Here is an 18,477-nt window from a genome sequence, read left to right as displayed (position 1 = left end):
GACATCATGGACGCAGACACCGTCGGCGACGTCGTCGAAGACATGCGCGCCGAGACCGTCAACACCATCGTCGGCGAAGCCTGCCCCCCCAATTCCTACCCCGAGCAATGGGATATCCCGCTGCTGAAGGAGCGGGTGGAGACGGTGTTCGGGCTGCAGCCGCCGATCGACGACTGGCTTCAGGAAGAGGCGGTCGATCCGGAGATGCTGGTCGACCGGATTCGTGCGGAGGCCGACGCCACGATCGAACAGAAGAAGGCGGAGATCGATCCCGACAGCTTTGTGCAGGTGGAAAAGAGCATCCTGCTCCAGGTGCTCGACCATCACTGGAAGGAGCATCTGGCGATGCTCGATGCACTACGTCAGGTGGTCCACCTCCGCGCCTATGCGCAGAAGAAGCCGATCGACGAATATAAGCACGAGGCGTTCGCGATGTTCGAGCGGATGCTGGCCTCGATCCGGGAGTCGGTAACGAGGACGCTCGCCTTCGCGCAGTTCGGCTATGCCGAGCCGGACCTCCAGGAGTTCTCCGAGCTGCCGGAGCTGCCGGACTTCATCACCACGCATATCGACCCGTTCACGGGGGAGGACGACAGCGCGGACATCGATGCCGCCACAGGGCAGATCATGTCGCGGCTTCCGCCGCTTCAGATCCCGCAGCCCGATTTCCCGCCCGCTCAGCCTGTGCCTGGAGCGGAGGGCGATCTCGTGGTCGAGGATGTCGAGAAGGTCAGCCGCAACGCGCCTTGCCCGTGCGGCTCAGGACGCAAGTTCAAGCACTGCCACGGCGCCCTCTGAAGGGCGCCGCGGCAGCGGCATGAAACCGCGTAGGCGTCAGGCAAACTTGTAGCCTTCCTTGTGCATCATCGCGGTGATGCGGGAATTCTGCTCGGCCGACAGCTGCTCGCGGAACTTCGGGAAGATCTCATTCTCTTCCTCGGTCATGTGCGTCTGGATCATCTGCCGGAAGTCGCGGACCCGGGCGAGCCATTCGGGGCTGTTCTTCGGCATCGTCTCGAGTTCATAGAGGTAGGTCTTCACGTAGCCGTGATCCTCCTCGAGGTGATCGGCATCATAGGCCGAATTGGCCTGCCGAAGTGCCGGATAGATCACATTCTCTTCCTCGAGCGCGTGCTTCGTCAGGGCATATTTGAGCTTTGCGAGCAAGTGCGTGCGCATCATCGTCTGGCTGTCGTCGGTGGCCTCGATCTTGTCGAAGATCGCAAGCGCCATCGCATGCTCGGTCTTCAAGGCATCGAGCCAGTCGCCGGTGGCGCCGCTGGTAAGCTGCACGAAGAGCTTGCGTCCGACATTCGCGGCGATGCCGACCGCAGCGCCCGCCATGGCCGCTCCGACCAGCACGCCAGTATTGCCGCTGCCCCAGTTGAACAGGCCTTCATTGTCCTGGTTGCCGCTGCCGCCGGTGCCGCTCTTCGATTGTGATTTCGTCGCCATTTGGGACCTCCTGATCTCTCCCGCTGCAAACCCGCTCGCGCGGGACAAGGTTCCGGGACGGAGGGCGGAGCGAGCCGCTAGTAGATATAGCCCTGGCGCTCGAGGAAATCGCGTTCCCGCTGGGGCCGCCGCTGCTCCGGCCGCCATTTCCGTACCGGCCTGGCATATCGCCGCGGCTTGGCGCGGTGCGGCCGGTAGGGTGCGGCGGCCTTCACCACCACCGCCTTCTCCTCCTCGGTCACGTGCGGTTCCGGGTTCAGCGCCCTTAGACGCCGCGAGGTGAGGATGCCGACCTCGGCGATCCGCGCCTGGATAAGGCCTTCGTCGGCGGACAGCAGCTTCCCGGCGGCGGCATGGCGGCGCTCGATCTCGCGCGCTTCGAACCGGGGCAGCTGCGGCAGATAATCGTGTCCCGGCCAATCGAGACCGTAGGTGAGCGCCGCCTTGTCGAAGGCGACGCAGAAATCGAAATCGCCTTCGGCCTCCGATCGGCTCTGGGCGGCGAAGCAATCGTGGCTGAATGCTGCAAGGCCGAGCAGACCCGAGCGGTTCCTGATCCTGGTGAACTGGTCGACCGCGCGGTCCACGTCGGCGCCGCTCACCTTCGCGAGGTTCGCCTGAGGCCGAGTCGTCTGGGAAAGAACCAGCCGCGCAAGGCCCGGTTCTCCGCCATGCGCCGCATCCGAGCCGCGCCAGATGAAGAACACCGCAAGCGCAGCCGTCGCGATCATGAACAAAGCCGGCCACTTGCTGCGCCTCCGCCGCTTGGGCAGCGGGGGCGGTTGATGGGTCCGGGCCGCATCGGCGAGCGCCGCGCTGTTCCTCCGGATCGCTTCCCGCCGGACGCGCTCGTGAGTGTCGTATTCGGCCCGTTTCGCCGGATCCTTGAGGATGTGGAACGCCTCGTTGATCTCGGCCGCCATTCGGCGCGAGCTTTCCGGATCCTCGCTTCGGACGTCCGGATGATATTTCTTCATGAGCGCCTTGTACGCAGCCTCGACGACCGCCGGATCGGCATCCGGCGCGACATTCAGGATTGCGTACAAAGACTTAGTCATCGGGTTCCCACCAGGGAGGAACCATGCCCAAGGAGGGCCGGAAATGCCAGCGGCGATTTTGTCTGGAAAGTGGCTCCCCGGGACGGATTCGAACCATCGGCCATCCGATTAACAGTCGGATGCTCTACCGCTGAGCTACCGGGGAGCAGCCATCAGGCGAGGGCGCCTATAGCAGCATCATTTTCGATTTCGCAAGCGCTTGAAGGCCTTCAGGCGGTGAATTGCTCCATCGCGATCCGCTCGTCGAGCGCATGCTCCGGATCGAACAGCAAGGTGAGCTCTTGACTGCGGTCGACGACGATCTCGACGGTCTCGACGTCCCTGACTTCAAGCTGGTCCGCGACCGCTGACACGGGCCGCTTCACCGGATCGAGCACCCGGAGCGAGATCTTGACGTCGTCCGGCACCAGGGCCCCGCGCCAGCGGCGGGGGCGGAAGGGGCTGATCGGGGTCAGCGCCACGAGATTCGCTCCGAGCGGCAGGATCGGTCCCTGCGCCGAGAGGTTGTAGGCTGTGGAGCCCGCCGGGGTGGCGACGAGCACCCCGTCGCAGACCAGCTCCGGCAGCACCAGCCGTCCGTTGACCGATACTTCGATCCACGCCGTCTGCCTCGTTTCCCGCAGAAGCGAGACTTCATTGATGGCCGGATAGGTGAAACGCTCCCCCGTGACCGTCACCGCGTCCATGCGGAGGGGGGCGACTGAGACCTTCTTCGAATTGGCAACCCGTTCGCTCAGGCCGTCGATCCGCCAGTCGTTCATCAGGAAGCCAACGGTGCCCCTATTCATCCCGAATACCGGGCATAAAGTCCCTCGCTGGAGCATCTCGTGCAGCGTCTGGAGCAGGAAACCGTCGCCGCCGAGCGCCACGATCTGGCGCGCCTCCCTTAAGGGAACGAAATCGTAGCGTTCGCGGAGCAAGGCTTCCGCAGCCTGGGCCGCTTCGGCGGGCGAGGCGAGCAGGGCCGTCGGGGTGTCCGCATCGGGTGCCATCGCAGCCTTGCTAGGGCGGATGGCAGGGAGCGGCAAGGACAAGGCTGTTCCAAGCCGGGCCAGCGGCGAAAACGGCATTGGCTTGCGCGGGGCGGCGTGCGTAGATGATCGAGAGAGGGTGACGATGCCGGACAGGGAAAGGAAAAGGACAGGCGGGGGAGCGGCTGCGCCCTTGTTCATCCTGTCCTTCCGCCACCGGGACGAGCTGACCCGCATCGCCGAGGCCGCCGGCTGGCAGCCGATCGCCGCCCGACGCAGCGCGAACGCGGAGGGACGCTTCGTCTCATCGGGCGCATCCGTCGCCGTCGTCGATGCCCGCGGAGCACTCGACGAGGGGCATGAGGGTGTGCGGACGCTCGGCGATACGGCCGAAGCCAATGCCTCGGCGCTGCTGGTGCTGGTCTCGAAGAAGGACGGAGCGGCGGTCGATCGCTTCCATGCGGAGGGCGCGACGCATTTCCTCGTCAGCCCGTTCAGCGATCAGCAGTTCGTCCAGGCCGTGCAATTCGCCGAGCGCCATGCGGAGCGGCTCGGCGGCACTTCGCGCACCGCCCGCCGCGCCGGCGATCGAAACGAGGAGCGGGGCGAGAGCTGGCGCTGGCAGCCGGGTTCGCCGACGGTGGAGCTGAGCCCGGCCCTGGCGCGAAAGGCGGGCCTGGGCGAGGATTCAGGGCAGCGGATCAGCTTGATGGACCTGTTCCGGAAGCTCGATCCCGAGGGCCGCCGCGCCGCCCGGGGAGCGATCGACCGGCTGATGAGCACCGGCCGCTCCACCGCCTTCGCCCACGAGGATCGCCAGGGCACGAGGATCGCGCATCATCTGAGGGTGGACGAGGAGGCGGGCGGCATCGTCGCCCGCACCGAAACGATCGCGGGGGAGGCATCGGCTCAGTCGCGGGATCCCGTCACAGGTACGCGCGACGGCCGCGCCGCTCGGGCCTGGCTTGGCGATCAGCTCGCGGCGGGGCAGGGCAGTGATCCTGCCGCGGTGGTTCTTCTGCTCGCGGTCAGCCGTTTCGATGCGATCAACGCCGCTTTCGGCCGCGCCACGGGGGATGCGGTGCTTCAGGCGGCGGCCCGGCGGATCGAGCGGGTGGTCGATGCCGATAACAGGCGCCGGTTCGTCGCGCGCGTCGCCGGCGCCCAGTTCGCAGTCGCGCTCGCGGCGCCCACCAGCCTCAGCGAAGGGCGGTTCATCGCCGGCCAGCTCGTGGAAGCGCTCGCACGCCCGTTCATGTCCGGCGACCATGTGATCACGCTCGGCGCCCGCGTCGGCGCCGCCGCCTCCTCGGCGGACGATGACGCGATGAGCCTGTTCCGGCGGGCGAGCGCCGCGCTTGCCGAGGCGAAGACGGGAGAGGCGGGGCCGATCCGGATGCTGGACGCAGGCGCGCAGACGGTGAGCGCGCGCGGCGACCAGCTCGAGATCGATCTCCGCAAGGCGCTGGACCAGGACGAGATCGAGATCCTGTTCCAGCCCCAGGTGTCGGTCACCACCGGCCGCATCGAGGGAGCGGAGGCGCTCGCCCGCTGGCGGCATCCCTCCTTCGGAGAACTCGGCGCCGCCACTTTGTTCAGCGTCGCCGAGCGCTCCGACTATCTTGTCCAATTGTCCGACCATGTGCAGCGAAAGGCGATCTCGGCCGCGGCGGAATGGCCCGAAGCGCTGGCGCGGCTCCGGCTGTCCGTGAACATCACCGCCTCCGACATCGTCCGCCCCGGCTTCGCCGCGCAATTCCTCGAGCTGGTCGCCGACAGCGGCTTCGATCGGGGGCGGCTGACCGTCGAAGTGACGGAGAGCGGCCTCATCGAGGATCTGAACGCCGCCGCCTATCTCCTTGCCAATTTGCGCGAAGGCGGCCTCCGGGTGGCGATCGACGATTTCGGCACCGGCTATTCGAGCCTCGCTTATCTGAAGGCGCTGCCGCTCGATTACCTCAAGATCGATAAGCGCCTCTGCGAGGACATCACCGGCAGCCCGCGGGACCGGATCGTCGTCAGGAGCGTGATCGACATGGCGCGCTCGCTCGGCCTTGGAGTCATTGCGGAGGGCGTCGAGACGGGGGAGCAATTGGGGCTGCTCGCGGAGGAAGGCTGCAACCTCTACCAAGGCTTCCTCTGCTCGCCCCCGGTCACCGGTGAGGCGCTTGCCGCACTTGTCGCAGCGGAGCGGAATGGCTGAGCAGAGGATCAATCTCAGCGGCCTCTGGCTCGGCAGCTATTCCTATCCGAACGGCCTCGGCCCCACCACGCCTTTCCTGGCGACGCTCCAGGATCATGACGGCGCCTTGAGCGGCAGCATCGTCGAGCCGAACACCGTCGGCCGCTCGAGCGAGCAACTGGGCGCGATCCTCTCCGGCAGCCGCACCGGCTCGTCGGTCGACTTCACCAAGGTCTACGATGCCGAAAGCGATGCCGCCCACGCCGTCGACTATGTCGGCAGGCTCTCGGCCGACGGCAACACGATCAGCGGGGTCTGGAGCCTCGAGGACATGGACGGCACGTTCGAAATGTACCGCGAGGCGGTTTGGGAAGAGCAGGCGGGGCGCGAGGCGGAGGTGGTGAAGCTCGGCTAGGACCGGTCCATCCAGGCCGGCGGCGTGCCGACGGGATGGTCCCAGCGGCGGGCATGAGAAACGAGGTCCTCGGCGCCGGCTTCGAGGCCGTTCGAGAGCAGGTCCTCCCGCTCGAATGGAACCTCGATCTTGCTGCTTCGGGAGATCGCGCGGCGCAGCCGCCACAGCAAGTCTCCGACGAGCCATGCGAGGCCCGCGGCGATCGTTCCGAAGCGCCCGCTGGTGAGCGCGAAATAGCGGCGGCGGGACCGGTACCAGTAAGCGGGCCGCCTCCGCACCTGTTCGGGATCGTGCCCGTTCACCCCGGTTGAGGCGCCGCCGACATGGTAGACGCGGCTTTCCGGCACGTGCCGCGCTGTCCAGCCTGCGCGGCCGAGCCGGTGCATCAGCTCGATTTCCTCGAAATAGAGGAAGAAGCCGTCGTCGAAGAGCCCGGCCTCGCGTAGCGCCTCGGAACGGAACATGACGCTGGCGCCCGTCACCCAATCGACTTCGCCCGGCTGACCCGGCGGCACCAGAACCGGCGCAACGCCCAGCCAGCGGCCCAGCCCCGGCGTGTTGCTCCCGCGAACGAACTCGCGCGCAGCGGTCGGGAAGCGGAAAGCCGAGCCGGCGGCGGCGCCCGCGTCGTCGATCAGCTGCGAGCCGGCGGCGCCGCACTCGCGGTGAGACTTGAGAACGTTCACGAGCGCGCCGACCGCACCAGCCTCCACGACCGTATCGGGATTGAGGATGTGGATGAAGGAAGGCGGCTGCTCCCGCTGCAGGAGCTGCAGCATCGCCTGGTTGTTCGCCCAGCCGAAGCCGCCGTTCAGTTCAAGCGCGAGGAAGGTGGTCCAGCCGGCGAAACGCTCGTCGGACAGATCCCGGCGAAGCTGCTCGGCCGATCCGTCGCCCGAGCCGCCGTCGACGACGATCACTTCCAGCGGATGCGGAATCGCGGCTCGCTCCGCGGCAAGCGATTCGAGGCAGCGGATGACGAGGTCGGGCGTACGGTAGTTGACGGTCACCACCGCCACCCGGTCTTCGCCCATTCCCCGCTCCGATCGCCGCCCCACGAGAGGTTTCTAGCCCATGAGGGCGGCGGAGCGAAGCCTCGGCTTCAGCAGCGGTTCCTGACGTAGGAGCCGGGCGCGGGCTCGATCACGTCGAGATCGCCGTCGCCGGGGATGCGGGCGGGCACCTTCTCCGCCTTGCCGTCCTCGCTAAGGCGGGCGTGCCAGTGCGGCCACCAGCTTCCTTCCTTGCGCTCGGCCGCGGCGAACCATTCGTCGGCGGTGCCCGGCATCTCCTCGCCCACCCAATAGCCATGCTTGTTGGCGGACGGCGGGTTGATGACGCCGGCATTGTGGCCGGAGCCGCCGAGGAGGAACTGGACCGGGCCGCCCCACAGCTTGGCGCTCTCATAGGTCGCGGCCCAGGCGGAGACGTGATCGTCCTTGAGACTGATCGCGAGCAGCGGCGCCTGGATAGCACCCAAGTCGAGCGGCACGCCATCAATCTCCATCCCGCCCGGCTCCTTCAGGAGATTGTCGCGGAGCATCTGCTGCGCATAGGTGAGGAGGAAGGCGCGGGGCAGATGGGCACCGTCGGCGAACCAGTAGAGGATGTCCGAAGGCGGCGCCTCGCGGTCCAGCAGATAATGGTTCACTACCGACGACCAGATGAGGTCGTTGGCGCGGACGGCCGAGAACAGGGCCTGCAGGTCCTGCGCGGCCATGAAGCCCTTGTGGAGGAGGTGCCGCTCCATCGCGCGCAGCTGCTCGGGCTCGGTGAAGGTCGACCATTGGCCGAGGCTCGCGAAATCGAACAATGTGCCGATCGTGGTGGCCGAGGCGACGCGGTCGCCTTCGCCCTTGCCGGCGAGATAGGCGAGCGCCATCGCAACCAGCGTTCCGCCCATGCAGAAGCCGAACATGTCGACGCTCCGCTCGCCCGTCGCCTGCTCGATCGCGCCCAGCGCTTCCACCGGGCCGAGCTTGATGTAATCGGCGATGTCCATGTCGGCGAGCTCGGGCCCCGGATTGACCCAGGAGACGACGAACACCGTGTGGCCCTGTTCGACGAGCCAGCGGATCAGGCTCGATTTCGGCTGCAGGTCCAGAAGGTAATATTTGTTCACCAGCGGCGGGATGTAGAGCAAAGGCCGCTTGTAGACCTCGTCCGTCACCGGCGCGTACTGGATGAGCTGCATCAGCGCGTTCTGGTAGACGACGCTCCCCGGCGTAGCGGCAATGTTGACGCCGAGCTCGAAATCCTCGCTCGTCCTGCGCGTGACGAGGCCGGCGTCCTGCGCGGCGTCCTCGAGCAGATTGGCAAAGCCGGAAAGGAGGCTGACGGATCCGGTCTCGATCGCCCGCCGCACCGCTTCCGGGTTGGTCAGCGGGAAGTTCGCCGGCGACAGCGCCTGCAGATATTGGCCGGTGAAGAATTCGACGCGGGTGCGGGTCGCCTCATCGAGCCCGTTCGCATTCTCGATCAGCGACAGCGCGCGCTTGGCGGCGAGCAGATAGGCCTGCTTGATATAGTCGAACGCCGGCTCCTCGCTCCAGGCGGGATCCTTGAACCGGCGGTCGCCACGCTCCGGCTCGATCACCGGCTCCGGCTTCGCGCCGGCTGCGCGGGCGGCGGCGGCGCCCCATAGCTTCATCCAGTCGGCCGCGGCCTCCTGCTGCGCCTTGATGAGCTCGGCGGGATTGGTGAGGAGGTGCTGCGCGAAGGCGCCGAACGCACGCGCCGGAGCGGCGGGATCGTATGGCTGCGGGACATGCGGATTTGTGGCGCGCTGCACCGACGCCGTCATGACGTCGACGGTGCCCGCCATCACCCGCGACCATGCCTCCGCCAGCTTGGCGGGGTCCGGCGGGTTCACGGGCGTGCTCAGGAGGCCCTTATTGTCGTCCATCATTGCTCCTCTCGAGCCCGAGCGGAGGCTTTAAAGGGCCAGCAGCTCGTCCACCACGCCGCAATCGCGCGGGCTCACATAGAGAAAGAGCATCGCCCGGTTCGGGTTCCGAGTCGCCCATCCCGCCTCAGGGTTGGCGGGATCGTTCGCAGGCAGCGACCGGACCATCGCGGCGGGCGCGCTGAAATCGGCGAAAGTCTCGACGTCCGCGGCAAACGCGGCCGATCCGGCCTCGAAGGTCATTGTCTATTCCTCTTGCGGGGGTGGTGGCCCTCTCTCATAACCGCCCCTGCAAATCCATTTGGATTGTGCCGCAACCGTCGTGCGAAAGTTCACATACGCATAGTTAAGGGGCAGTTTGGCCGACTTCGACTGGAACGACCTCAGGAGCTTTCTCGGCGTCGCCCGGGCAGGCCGGCTGACGGTCGCGGCGGCGCGGCTCCAGCTCGATCATACGACGCTTTCCCGCCGGATCGCGGCGCTCGAGCATGCGCTGAAGGCCAAGCTCTTCGACCGCAGCCCGTCGGGCTATACGCTGACCGAGCAGGGCGAGCGGCTTCTGCCGATGGCCGAGGAGATGGAGCGGCTCGCGATCGGCGCGCAGGAGCGGGTAGGGGGCAGTGCGGCGAGCGTCGAAGGCGCCGTCCGGATCGGGTCTCCCGAAGGCTTCGGAAGCTATTTCCTCGCACCCCGCATCGGCCGGCTGAAGGAGCGGCACCCGCAGCTCACCGTCCAGCTCGTCGCCGCCTCCGCGGTGTTCAGCCTGGCCAAGCGAGACGCCGATATCGTCATCTCGGTGAGCCAGCCGCCGACCGGAAGGCTGCTCGTCAGCAAGCTCATCGATTACGATCTCGGCCTCTACGCCGCTCCTTCCTATCTCGGCGCCGCTCCCGAGATCCGCTCCACCGCCGATCTCAGCGGCCACAGCTTCGTCAGCTATATCGGCGACCTGCTCACCTTCCCGGAGCTCGATTTCCTTCAGCACGTCGCGCCCAACGGCTGCACGGCGCTCGAAAGCAGCAACCTCGTCGCCCAGCTGAAGGCCACGCTCTCAGGCGCCGGCCTGTGCGTGCTCCCGGCATTCCTTGCGCGGGAGGAGAGGGGGCTCGTGCGGGTCCTCGCCGACGAGGTGAGCCTAACCCGTTCGCTCTATCTTACGATCCACCAGGATCTGAGCGAGCTCGCCCGTGTCCGCGCCGTCGTCCGCTTCATCAAGGACGAGGTCGAGGCGGCGAAGCCCATCTTCAAGCTCGGCTCAGGCGAGGCGGCCTAGCCCCAACGGCAAGTGCCCGGAACCTCGCGGCCCGGGCACCCGTGTGACGATCGCTCGTCACCCCCCTTTTTTGAACTTCGACCCGCGCGCCGCCTCACCTCGCAGAGGAAGCGGGATCGAAACTCCCCGAACCTGGGCTGTAGCCCTTGGCTTGGTGGAGCGAACGCTAGGCAGGCGCCGCCCCCTTGTCACGGCCTAAGAACAAGGTGTTGCGCGTTTGTGTTCGCTCTGTGTCGCCGCGGCCACATGGCTGCGCGGTTGCCTTGGCGGCGGAGCGACCCTAGAGCTTCGCCGCGATCCTGCCCCTTCCGGACCCGTCACGAGCTTATGCGCCTTTCCCGCTACTTCCTGCCCGTCACCAAGGAGACGCCGGCCGACGCGCAGATCGTCAGCCATAAGCTGATGCTCCGCGCCGGCCTCATCCGGCAGACTGCGGCCGGGATCTACGCCTGGCTGCCGCTCGGCCTCCGGGTGCTGAACAGGATCGAGCAGATCGTTCGCGAGGAGCAGGACAAGGCCGGTGCGATCGAGCTGCTGATGCCGACCGTACAGTCGGCCGATCTGTGGCGGGAATCCGGCCGCTACGACGCCTATGGCCCGGAGATGCTGCGCTTCAAGGACCGGCACGAGCGCGAGATGCTCTACGGCCCGACCAACGAGGAGATGATCACCATCCTCTTCCGCGATGCGGTGAAGAGCTACCGCGATCTTCCCCGCACGCTCTACCACATCCAGTGGAAGTTCCGCGACGAGGTCCGGCCCCGCTTCGGCGTCATGCGCGGGCGCGAGTTCCTGATGAAGGACGCCTACAGCTTCGATCTGGACGAGGAAGGCCTTCGCCGAAGCTACGAAGCGATGTTCGTCGCCTATCTGCGCACGTTCGCGCGGATGGGGCTTCAGGCGGTGCCGGTGCGGGCGCCCACGGGGCCGATCGGCGGCAACCTCAGCCACGAATTCCACGTACTGGCCGAGACGGGCGAAAGCGCGGTCTATTACGATGCGGCGCTCGAGGACGTGACCCACGAGGAGCTGCTGTCGGCCGACGCCTCCACCATCGCCCGGCTCACCGACCTCTATGCGATGGAGGCGGAGGAGCATGAGAAGGTGACGGAATGCCCGGTCCCCGCCGATCGCCTCCGCACCCGGCGCGGCATCGAGGTCGGGCATATCTTCGCGTTCGGTACCAAATATTCCGCGAGCATGGGCATGACCGTTCAGACCAGCGACGGCGGCAACGTCCACCCGCACATGGGCAGCTACGGCATCGGCGTCTCGCGGCTGATGGGCGCGATCATCGAGGCGAGCCATGACGACAACGGCATCGTCTGGCCCGAAGCCGTCGCGCCCTACCGCGTCGGCCTCATCAACATGCGCGCCGACGATGGCAACGTCACCAGCGCCGCCGACGACATATACGGCCGCCTGCAGCAAGCAGGGGTCGACACGCTCTACGACGACCGCGACGAGCGCGGCGGCGCCAAGTTCGCGACGATGGACGTGATCGGGCTTCCGTGGCAGCTGATCGTCGGTCCGAAGGGACTTGAGAAAGGGGTCGTCGAGCTGAAGCGCCGCGCCACCGGCGAGCGCGAGGAGCTGAGCGTCGAGAGCGCGCTTGCGCGGCTGACCGCCGCATGATCCTCTCCCGCTACGAGCGCGTGATCGCCAAGCGCTATCTGCTCCCGGGGAAGGGGGAGGGCTTCATCTTCCTCGTCGCCTCGATCAGCCTGATTGCGGTCATGCTCGGCGTTGCGGCCCTGATCATCGTGATGAGCGTCATGAACGGTTTCCGGGCCGAGCTGTTCGAGAAGATCGTCGGCCTCAACGGCCATGCCGTGGTGCAGGGCTATGGCGGGCGCCTCTCCAACTGGCAGGAGATCGCGAAGCAGGCCCGCGCTACGCCGGGCGTCACCATGGCGGTTCCCTTGATCGAGCAGCCGCTGATGGCCAGCTTCAACGGCCGCGTCGAAGGCGTGCTGGTGCGCGGCATGCAGCGCCAGGACATCCTTTCCAACCCTGCGCTCCAGGGGAAGGTGATCGCCGGCTCGCTGGCGACGCTTCGGCCCGGCTCCGGCAATGTCGGCATCGGCGCCCGGCTTGCCGAAGCGCTCGGCGCAAGCGTCGGAAGCTCGATCACGATCATCAGCCCGCAAGGCCAGACGACCCCGTTCGGGACGGTGCCCCGGATCGTCGACTATACCGTCTCCGCGATCTTCGAGGTCGGCGTCTACGATTACGACAAAGCCTTCGTCGTCATGCCGATCGAGGATGCGCAGACGCTTCTGCTGCTTGGTGAGGATGTCGGCATGGTCGAGGTCCAGACCGAGGATGCCGAACGGGTCGGGCAGATCCTCGCTCCGCTCGCCGAGCGGGTCCGCGGCCAGGCGATTGTGGCGGACTGGCGGACGATGAACGCCTCCCTGTTCGAGGCGCTCGCGGTCGAGCGGGTGGCGATGTTCGTCGTCCTGTCGCTCATCATCCTCGTCGCCGTGTTCAACATCCTGTCCTCGCTGATCATGCTGGTCAGAGCCAAGACGCGCGACATCGCAATCCTCCGCACCATGGGCGCGACACGGAGGGGATTGATGAAGGTCTTCATGACGGTGGGCGTCACGATCGGCACGCTCGGAACCGTCGCGGGCCTCATCCTGGGCGCGATCTTCCTGTTCTTCAGGCAGGGCGTCGTCAACGGCATCCAGATGCTCACCGGCCAGAACCTCTGGGATCCTTCGATCCGCTTCCTCACCGAGCTTCCCTCGAAAACCGATCCGTTCGAGGTGCTTGCGGTGGTGATCATGGCGCTTGGCTTCAGCTTCCTCGCCACCCTCTATCCGGCGTGGAAGGCGGCGAGCACCGATCCCGTGCAGGTGCTCCGCTATGAATAAGGTGCTCGAAGTCCGGGGGCTGCAGCGCAGCTTCCAGCAGGGCGGCGTGACCATCCACGTCCTGCGCGGGGTCAATCTCGACGTGGCCCAGGGCGAGATCGTTGCGCTGCTCGGACCCTCCGGCTCGGGCAAGTCGACCTTGCTTCAGGCGGTGGGTCTGCTCGAGGGCGGCTTCGAGGGCTCCATCCGCATCAACGGCGAGGAAGCCGCGCAGCTCGACAATGACGGCCGCACCCGCGTCCGGCGCGACGTGCTCGGCTTCGTCTATCAGTTCCACCACCTCCTGCCGGATTTCAACGCGTCCGAGAACGTGATCCTCCCGCAGCTCATCCATGGCGCGGAGCCGGTGCCGGCGCGCGAGCGGGCCGAATCCCTGCTCTCCTCGCTCGGCCTCGAGCACCGCCTCACGCACCGGCCGAGCCAGCTTTCGGGCGGCGAGCAGCAGCGCGTGGCCGTCGCCCGGGCGCTTGCGAACCGCCCTTCGCTCGTCCTTGCCGACGAGCCCACCGGCAATCTCGACGAGGCCACTGCCGATATCGTCTTCGCCGAATTCCTCAGCCTCGTCCGCAACGAAGGCAGCGCCGCGCTCGTCGCCACGCATAATGAACGGATCGCGGGAAAGATGGACCGAGTGCTGCGTTTGCACGAGGGCGTGCTGGAGTGAGGTCGCCGTCGCTGCAGCGCCTGTTGTTGCTTGAGGGGCATGAAAAGCGATGGACCAAAGGAAGATCATCTTGGTGCTCGCCGGGCTTCTGGTCCTGGCGGTGGGCGCGTTCGGCTGGAGCCTGACCCGCGGCTACGAGAAGAAGAAGGACGAGGTTCAGTCGGCCGCGCTTCCGGGCGCGCAGAAGAACCCGGATCAGGCCGCCTGCGGCTCCAACGCCACCTACGGCCGGCTGAAGGAGGTCGCGTTCGAGGAGGCGGTGCGGCTTCGGAACGCCGATCCCGCCAATCTCGACACGCTCGCCGAGAATTCGGTCGTGCGGATGGAAAATCCGGTGGTGATGAGCCGCGACGAGGATCTGAACGTCACCGTCTGCTCCGGCCGCTTCATCCTGGAGCTTCCTCCCGGTGCGGAAGCGGCATTCGGCGGCCAGCGGAGGCTGACGGCGAATATAGAATATTCGGCTCAGTCGGCGGCTGACGGCAGCGGCCTCGTCTACCAGATCAGGGGCGCCGAGCCGATCATCCAGAAGCTTGCCGCATTCAACCTGCGCGGCGCGCCGTCGCAATTGCCGTCCGCGGCCCAGCAGCCAACGGAATATGTCGAAGCCGCGCCGCCGCCGCCGCCCGCGGCCTCGGCGCCTCCGGCAGCGCCCGCGCCGGCCACGGCTCCGCCTCCCGCGCCCGCTGCGCCCCGCACCGCGCCCAGTGTCGCGCCGCGTCCGGCTCCGCCGCCCGCGCCGGCGCCCGCGCCGAAGGTCGAGCGTCGCGAGCCGGTGCGCACGGCGGCGCGATCGAACCCCAGCTTCAATTGCCGCTTCGCCCGCAGCTCCAGCGAGCGCCAGGTCTGCTCGAGGGACCGGCTGGCAGCCAAGGACCGGGCGATGTCCTCGCTCTTCTACTCCGCTTTGTCGGACGCGGATTCGAGCAGGCGCCGGGAGCTTCGCCGTACCCGCGACCGCTTCCTCGCCTATCGCGACCGCTGCGGAACGGAGGCCTGCATCGCGGAAGCCTATGATGGCCGGATGAACGAGATCCGCGACATCATGGCCGGCGACTAAGCTGTGGAGAAGTCGCAACGGGCGGTTTGATTTGGGGGCCCGAGGCTCCATAACGGAGCCATGGCCGCGCCCTACGTCCCGCTTCGCATCTTCTCCTGCTACACGATGCTCGAAGGCGCGATCGAGCCGAAGGCGATCGCGAAGCAGGCGAGGAAGCTCGATTTCCCGGCCGCTGCGGTCACCGACCGGAACGGGCTCTATGCCGTCATGCCGTTCACCGACGCCTGCAAGGCGGAGGGCGTGCAGCCGATCGTCGGCGCTCTGCTCGGTATCGCGCGTCCGGGCGTCGAGGGGCGGGCGGTCACCGTCGATTGGCTCCCGCTCTATGCGCAGGACGAGACCGGCTACCAGAATCTCTGCGCGCTCGTCTCCGCCGCCCATCTGGGCCGGCCGGTGGAGGAAGAGGCGCATGTGCCCCTGGCCGCGCTGGAGGGGCGGACGGACGGGCTGATCGCGCTCACCGGCGGAGGCGAAGGCGCCCTCGCAAGGCTGCTCGCGGCCGAGCAGAGCGATGCCGCTTTCTCATATCTGGAGACGCTTGAGCGGCTTTTCCCCGCGCGGCTCTATATCGAGCTTTCGAGGCGCGGGAATGCGCTCGAAGAGGCGGCCGAGGCATCGCTGATCGACCTCGCCTATGAGCGCGACCTGCCGCTGGTCGCAACCAACCCCGCCTGCTTCACCGACAGCAGCTTCCACCGTGCGCACGATGCCATGCTGTGCATCGCTCAATCGAGCCAGGTCGACCGGGATGACCGCATCAAATCCTCGCCCGAAGCCTGGATCAAGCCGCCCGCCGAGATGCGCCGGCTGTTCGCCGATCTTCCCGAAGCGATCGAGAACAGCTCGGTCATCGCCCGCCGCTGCGCCTTCGGCGCACCCAAGCGGAAGCCGATCCTCCCGAACCTCGCCGGCGACATCGAGGCCGAGGCTGAGCAACTGCGCCGCGACGCGCGCGCCGGGCTCGAAAAGCGGCTGGAAGGCTATACGCTCAGCGGCGAGGAGCGGCAGGCCTATTTCACCCGCCTCGACTATGAGGTCGACGTCATCGTCGGGATGGGTTTCCCCGGCTACTTCCTGATCGTCGCCGACTTCATCAAATGGGCCAAGGAGAACGACATCCCGGTCGGCCCCGGCCGCGGCTCGGGCGCGGGCTCGGTCGTCGCCTGGTCGCTGACGATCACCGACCTTGATCCGATCAAGCTCGGCCTGCTGTTCGAGCGCTTCCTCAACCCGGAACGAGTGTCGATGCCGGACTTCGACATCGATTTCTGCGAAACCCGGCGCGGCGAGGTCATACGCTACGTCCAGCAGCGCTACGGCACGGACAAGGTTGCCCAGATCATCACCTTCGGTAAGCTGAAGGCGAGGGCGGTTCTGAAGGATACTGGCCGTGTGCTTCAGATGAGCTACGGCCATGTCGATCGGCTCGCCAAGCTGATCCCGAACCACCCGACCGAGCCCTGGGACCTGGAGCGGGCGCTGAACGGCGTCTCGGAGCTTGCCGCCGAATATAAGGACGACGCCCAGGTCCGGCGCCTGTTCGATCTCGCCCGCAAGCTCGAGGGGCTGCCGCGGCACAGCTCGACGCACGCCGCCGGCGTCGTCATCGGCGATCGGCCGCTCGACCAGCTTGTCCCGCTCTACCGCGATCCGCGCTCGGACATGCCGGTAACGCAGTTCGACATGAAATATGTCGAGGCGGCGGGGCTTGTGAAATTCGACTTCCTGGGTCTCAAGACCCTCTCGGTGCTCCAGAAGGCCGTGCAGATGCTGGCGAAGCGCGGCATCGCTGTCGATCTCGACCGGCTCGCCTGGGACGATGCGGAAGTCTACAAATTGCTCCAGCGCGGCGAGACGGTCGGCGTGTTCCAGCTGGAATCTGAGGGCATGCGCCGGACGCTCGCGGCGGTGAAGCCGACCAGCTTCGAGGACATCATCGCGCTCGTCTCGCTCTACCGCCCGGGCCCGATGGACAACATCCCGATGTTCGGCGCCCGCAAGAACGGCCGCGAGCCGATCGAATACCCCCATCCGATGCTCGAGAACGTGCTGAAGGAGACCTACGGGATTTTCGTCTACCAGGAGCAGGTGATGGAGGCGGCGAAGGTGCTCGCCGGCTACAGCCTCGGCGAGGCCGACCTTCTCCGGCGCGCAATGGGCAAGAAGATCAAGGCGGAGATGGACGCGCAGCGCGAACGCTTCGTCACCGGCTGCGCCGCCAACGACATCGGCAAGCCGAAGGCGAACGAGCTGTTCGATTTGATCGACAAGTTCGCCGGCTACGGCTTCAACAAGAGCCACGCCGCCGCCTACGCGCTGGTCGCCTATCAGACCGCCTGGCTGAAGGCGCATTATCCGGTGGAATTCTACGCCGCCTCGATGTGCTTCGACATGGGGCAGACCGACAAGCTCGCGATCTTCGTCGACGACATGCGGCGGCTCGAAGTCGCCTGCCTGCCGCCCTCGATCAATGCCAGCGAGGCGGAATTCTCCGTCGAGCCCCACGGCGAGAGCCACGCCGTCCGCTACGCCTTGGGGGCGCTCAAGGGCGTCGGCGAAAAGGCGATGGAACAGCTCGTCGAGGAGCGGCGCGCGAACGGACGCTTCAAGACGCTCGACGATTTTGCTGAGCGGGTCGATCCCCGGCTCCTCAACCGCCGCCAGATCGAGAGCCTCGCCGGCGGCGGCGCCTTCGACGAGGTGGCGCCGAACCGCGCCGCCGTCTTCGCAGCCGCCGAGACGATCCTCGCCCATGCATCGAGCGCAGCCGAAGCGCGCTCCAGCGGTCAGGGCGGCCTGTTCGGCGGCGAGAGCAACGTCGTTCCGATCCGGATGCCGGCAAGCTCCAACTGGTCGCTCGCTCAGCGCATGGCGGCGGAGAAGGAGAGCTTCGGCTTCTATTTCTCCGCTCATCCCGTGGACCGGTACCGGCACTTGGTGGAAGCCCATGGGGCGAAGAGCTTCGCCGAACTCGGTTCGCTACCCGCGCCCGCGGACGGCGGCCGCTCGCCGGCGATGATGGCGGGCCTCGTCGAGGACGCGCGCTGGCGCACCTCCGCTCGGGGACGGCGCTATCTGATGGCGACGCTTTCCGACGCTTCCGGCCAGTTCGTGGCGACCGTCTTCGACGACATGGTAGCGGCGCAGGTGGAGGAAGCGGCCAAGGCCGGCGGATGCGGCCTGCTCAACGTCGAGCTCGACCGGCGCCCGGGCGAGGAAGCGCCGCGGGTCACGATAAAGGCTATCCAGTCGTTCGAGAACCTCTCGAAGCGCACCCGGCTCCAGCTCCAGGTGCAAGTGGAGGGGCCGGAGGTGCTCCCGCGCCTTGCCGAGGCTGTGGCGGACCATCGCGGCGGCAACGGCCAGCTCCGCCTCCATGTGAAGCTCGACGGCGGCGAGGCTGAGATCCTGCTCGGCCGCGACTTCGTCCTCGATGCGGAGCTGGGCGCCCGCATCGAACGCATCGACGGCGTGACCTCGGTGCGGCTTTCGGTCGCCGAACCGCCCCGGCTTGCGCTCGTCTCCTAGCCGCCCTTAGACTGCCCCCAAAAGTGGGGAGTGGAACATGATCGGCGGAATGCAGGATTGGCCGCTGAGGATAATGCGGCTCCT

General features: G+C 67.0%; 15 protein-coding genes and 1 tRNA gene. 9 read left to right on the top strand and 7 right to left on the bottom strand.

Features of this window, described 5'->3' with window-relative positions; all coding sequences use genetic code 11:
• Positions 1-798: SEC-C metal-binding domain-containing protein (locus tag VF662_RS02595; RefSeq protein WP_464137367.1), on the top strand; the 798-nt coding region annotated here is incomplete at its 5' end.
• Between the two features lie 36 nt (positions 799-834).
• Here VF662_RS02595 and VF662_RS02590 read toward each other — a convergent pair.
• The 4 genes from VF662_RS02590 to VF662_RS02575 form a co-directional block, all read right to left on the bottom strand.
• Positions 835-1,455 carry a hemerythrin domain-containing protein gene (locus tag VF662_RS02590; protein WP_464137365.1) on the bottom strand — a complete coding sequence of 207 codons (621 nt, stop codon included), beginning with the start codon at positions 1,453-1,455 and terminating at the stop codon, positions 835-837.
• 77 nt (positions 1,456-1,532) lie between these two features.
• Positions 1,533-2,513 (bottom strand): J domain-containing protein, encoded by a 981-nt coding sequence (locus VF662_RS02585; protein ID WP_464137361.1) that lies wholly within the window; start codon positions 2,511-2,513, stop codon positions 1,533-1,535.
• 70 nt (positions 2,514-2,583) lie between these two features.
• Positions 2,584-2,658 (bottom strand) — tRNA-Asn (locus VF662_RS02580).
• A gap of 64 nt (positions 2,659-2,722) precedes the next feature.
• On the bottom strand, positions 2,723-3,505 hold the full coding sequence (locus VF662_RS02575; protein ID WP_464137360.1) for an NAD kinase: 783 nt from the start codon (positions 3,503-3,505) through the stop codon (positions 2,723-2,725).
• A gap of 172 nt (positions 3,506-3,677) precedes the next feature.
• Between VF662_RS02575 and VF662_RS02570 the strand changes: the two genes are divergently transcribed.
• A complete protein-coding gene (locus VF662_RS02570; RefSeq protein ID WP_464137357.1) occupies positions 3,678-5,687 on the top strand; it encodes a putative bifunctional diguanylate cyclase/phosphodiesterase in 2,010 nt (669 codons plus the stop codon).
• Positions 5,680-6,081, top strand: a complete 402-nt coding sequence (locus tag VF662_RS02565; RefSeq protein WP_464137354.1) for a hypothetical protein — start codon at positions 5,680-5,682, stop codon at positions 6,079-6,081. The genes VF662_RS02570 and VF662_RS02565 overlap by 8 nt, the downstream gene beginning before the upstream one ends.
• On the opposite strand, the gene VF662_RS02560 is transcribed toward VF662_RS02565, so the two are convergent.
• From VF662_RS02560 to VF662_RS02550, 3 genes are all read right to left on the bottom strand, one after another.
• Entirely contained in the window at positions 6,078-7,115 is a 1,038-nt protein-coding gene (locus VF662_RS02560) for a glycosyltransferase family 2 protein (protein ID WP_464137351.1), read from the bottom strand. The two genes, VF662_RS02565 and VF662_RS02560, sit on opposite strands and share 4 nt — an antisense overlap.
• A 68-nt stretch (positions 7,116-7,183) precedes the next feature.
• On the bottom strand, positions 7,184-8,989 hold the full coding sequence (locus tag VF662_RS02555; RefSeq protein ID WP_464137349.1) for a PHA/PHB synthase family protein: 1,806 nt from the start codon (positions 8,987-8,989) through the stop codon (positions 7,184-7,186).
• Positions 8,990-9,016: 27 nt separating this feature from the next.
• Positions 9,017-9,229: a hypothetical protein gene (locus tag VF662_RS02550; RefSeq protein WP_464137347.1), complete on the bottom strand. Its 213-nt coding sequence runs from the start codon at positions 9,227-9,229 to the stop codon at positions 9,017-9,019.
• A 115-nt stretch (positions 9,230-9,344) separates the two neighbouring features.
• Here VF662_RS02550 and VF662_RS02545 point away from each other — a divergent pair, with 115 nt between their 5' ends.
• The 6 genes from VF662_RS02545 (at position 9,345) to dnaE (ending at position 18,393) form a co-directional block, all read left to right on the top strand.
• Complete coding sequence (locus tag VF662_RS02545) at positions 9,345-10,259, top strand: LysR family transcriptional regulator (protein ID WP_464137344.1); 915 nt, start codon at positions 9,345-9,347, stop codon at positions 10,257-10,259.
• Between the two features lie 327 nt (positions 10,260-10,586).
• Positions 10,587-11,894 carry a proline--tRNA ligase gene (proS, locus tag VF662_RS02540; protein WP_464137341.1) on the top strand — a complete coding sequence of 436 codons (1,308 nt, stop codon included), beginning with the start codon at positions 10,587-10,589 and terminating at the stop codon, positions 11,892-11,894.
• Complete coding sequence (locus VF662_RS02535) at positions 11,891-13,141, top strand: lipoprotein-releasing ABC transporter permease subunit (RefSeq protein WP_464137338.1); 1,251 nt, start codon at positions 11,891-11,893, stop codon at positions 13,139-13,141. Before proS ends, VF662_RS02535 begins: the two co-directional genes overlap by 4 nt.
• Positions 13,134-13,805, top strand: a complete 672-nt coding sequence (locus tag VF662_RS02530; RefSeq protein ID WP_464137337.1) for an ABC transporter ATP-binding protein — start codon at positions 13,134-13,136, stop codon at positions 13,803-13,805. Before VF662_RS02535 ends, VF662_RS02530 begins: the two co-directional genes overlap by 8 nt.
• A 49-nt stretch (positions 13,806-13,854) precedes the next feature.
• Positions 13,855-14,865, top strand: a complete 1,011-nt coding sequence (locus VF662_RS02525; RefSeq protein WP_464137334.1) for a lysozyme inhibitor LprI family protein — start codon at positions 13,855-13,857, stop codon at positions 14,863-14,865.
• A gap of 60 nt (positions 14,866-14,925) precedes the next feature.
• Positions 14,926-18,393, top strand: coding sequence for a DNA polymerase III subunit alpha (gene dnaE / locus VF662_RS02520; protein ID WP_464137332.1), 3,468 nt, complete (start codon positions 14,926-14,928; stop codon positions 18,391-18,393).
• The last annotated feature ends 84 nt before the right edge of the window (positions 18,394-18,477 follow it).

Source organism: Allosphingosinicella sp. (genome assembly GCF_036387215.1).
Lineage (GTDB): Bacteria > Pseudomonadota > Alphaproteobacteria > Sphingomonadales > Sphingomonadaceae > Allosphingosinicella.
This window is presented reverse-complemented; position numbering and strand designations above follow the sequence as displayed.

Excerpts from the sequence above, each read along its gene's own strand:
- VF662_RS02565 (WP_464137354.1), top strand. The coding sequence starts at position 5,680 with ATGGCTGAGCAGAGGATCAATCTCAGCGGCCTCTGGCTCGGCAGCTAT.
- dnaE (WP_464137332.1), top strand. The coding sequence starts at position 14,926 with ATGGCCGCGCCCTACGTCCCGCTTCGCATCTTCTCCTGCTACACGATG.
- VF662_RS02550 (WP_464137347.1), bottom strand. The coding sequence starts at position 9,229 with ATGACCTTCGAGGCCGGATCGGCCGCGTTTGCCGCGGACGTCGAGACT.
- VF662_RS02535 (WP_464137338.1), top strand. The coding sequence starts at position 11,891 with ATGATCCTCTCCCGCTACGAGCGCGTGATCGCCAAGCGCTATCTGCTC.
- VF662_RS02560 (WP_464137351.1), bottom strand. The coding sequence starts at position 7,115 with ATGGGCGAAGACCGGGTGGCGGTGGTGACCGTCAACTACCGTACGCCC.
- proS (WP_464137341.1), top strand. The coding sequence starts at position 10,587 with ATGCGCCTTTCCCGCTACTTCCTGCCCGTCACCAAGGAGACGCCGGCC.
- VF662_RS02555 (WP_464137349.1), bottom strand. The coding sequence starts at position 8,989 with ATGATGGACGACAATAAGGGCCTCCTGAGCACGCCCGTGAACCCGCCG.
- VF662_RS02585 (WP_464137361.1), bottom strand. The coding sequence starts at position 2,513 with ATGACTAAGTCTTTGTACGCAATCCTGAATGTCGCGCCGGATGCCGAT.
- VF662_RS02530 (WP_464137337.1), top strand. The coding sequence starts at position 13,134 with ATGAATAAGGTGCTCGAAGTCCGGGGGCTGCAGCGCAGCTTCCAGCAG.
- VF662_RS02575 (WP_464137360.1), bottom strand. The coding sequence starts at position 3,505 with ATGGCACCCGATGCGGACACCCCGACGGCCCTGCTCGCCTCGCCCGCC.
- VF662_RS02525 (WP_464137334.1), top strand. The coding sequence starts at position 13,855 with ATGGACCAAAGGAAGATCATCTTGGTGCTCGCCGGGCTTCTGGTCCTG.
- VF662_RS02590 (WP_464137365.1), bottom strand. The coding sequence starts at position 1,455 with ATGGCGACGAAATCACAATCGAAGAGCGGCACCGGCGGCAGCGGCAAC.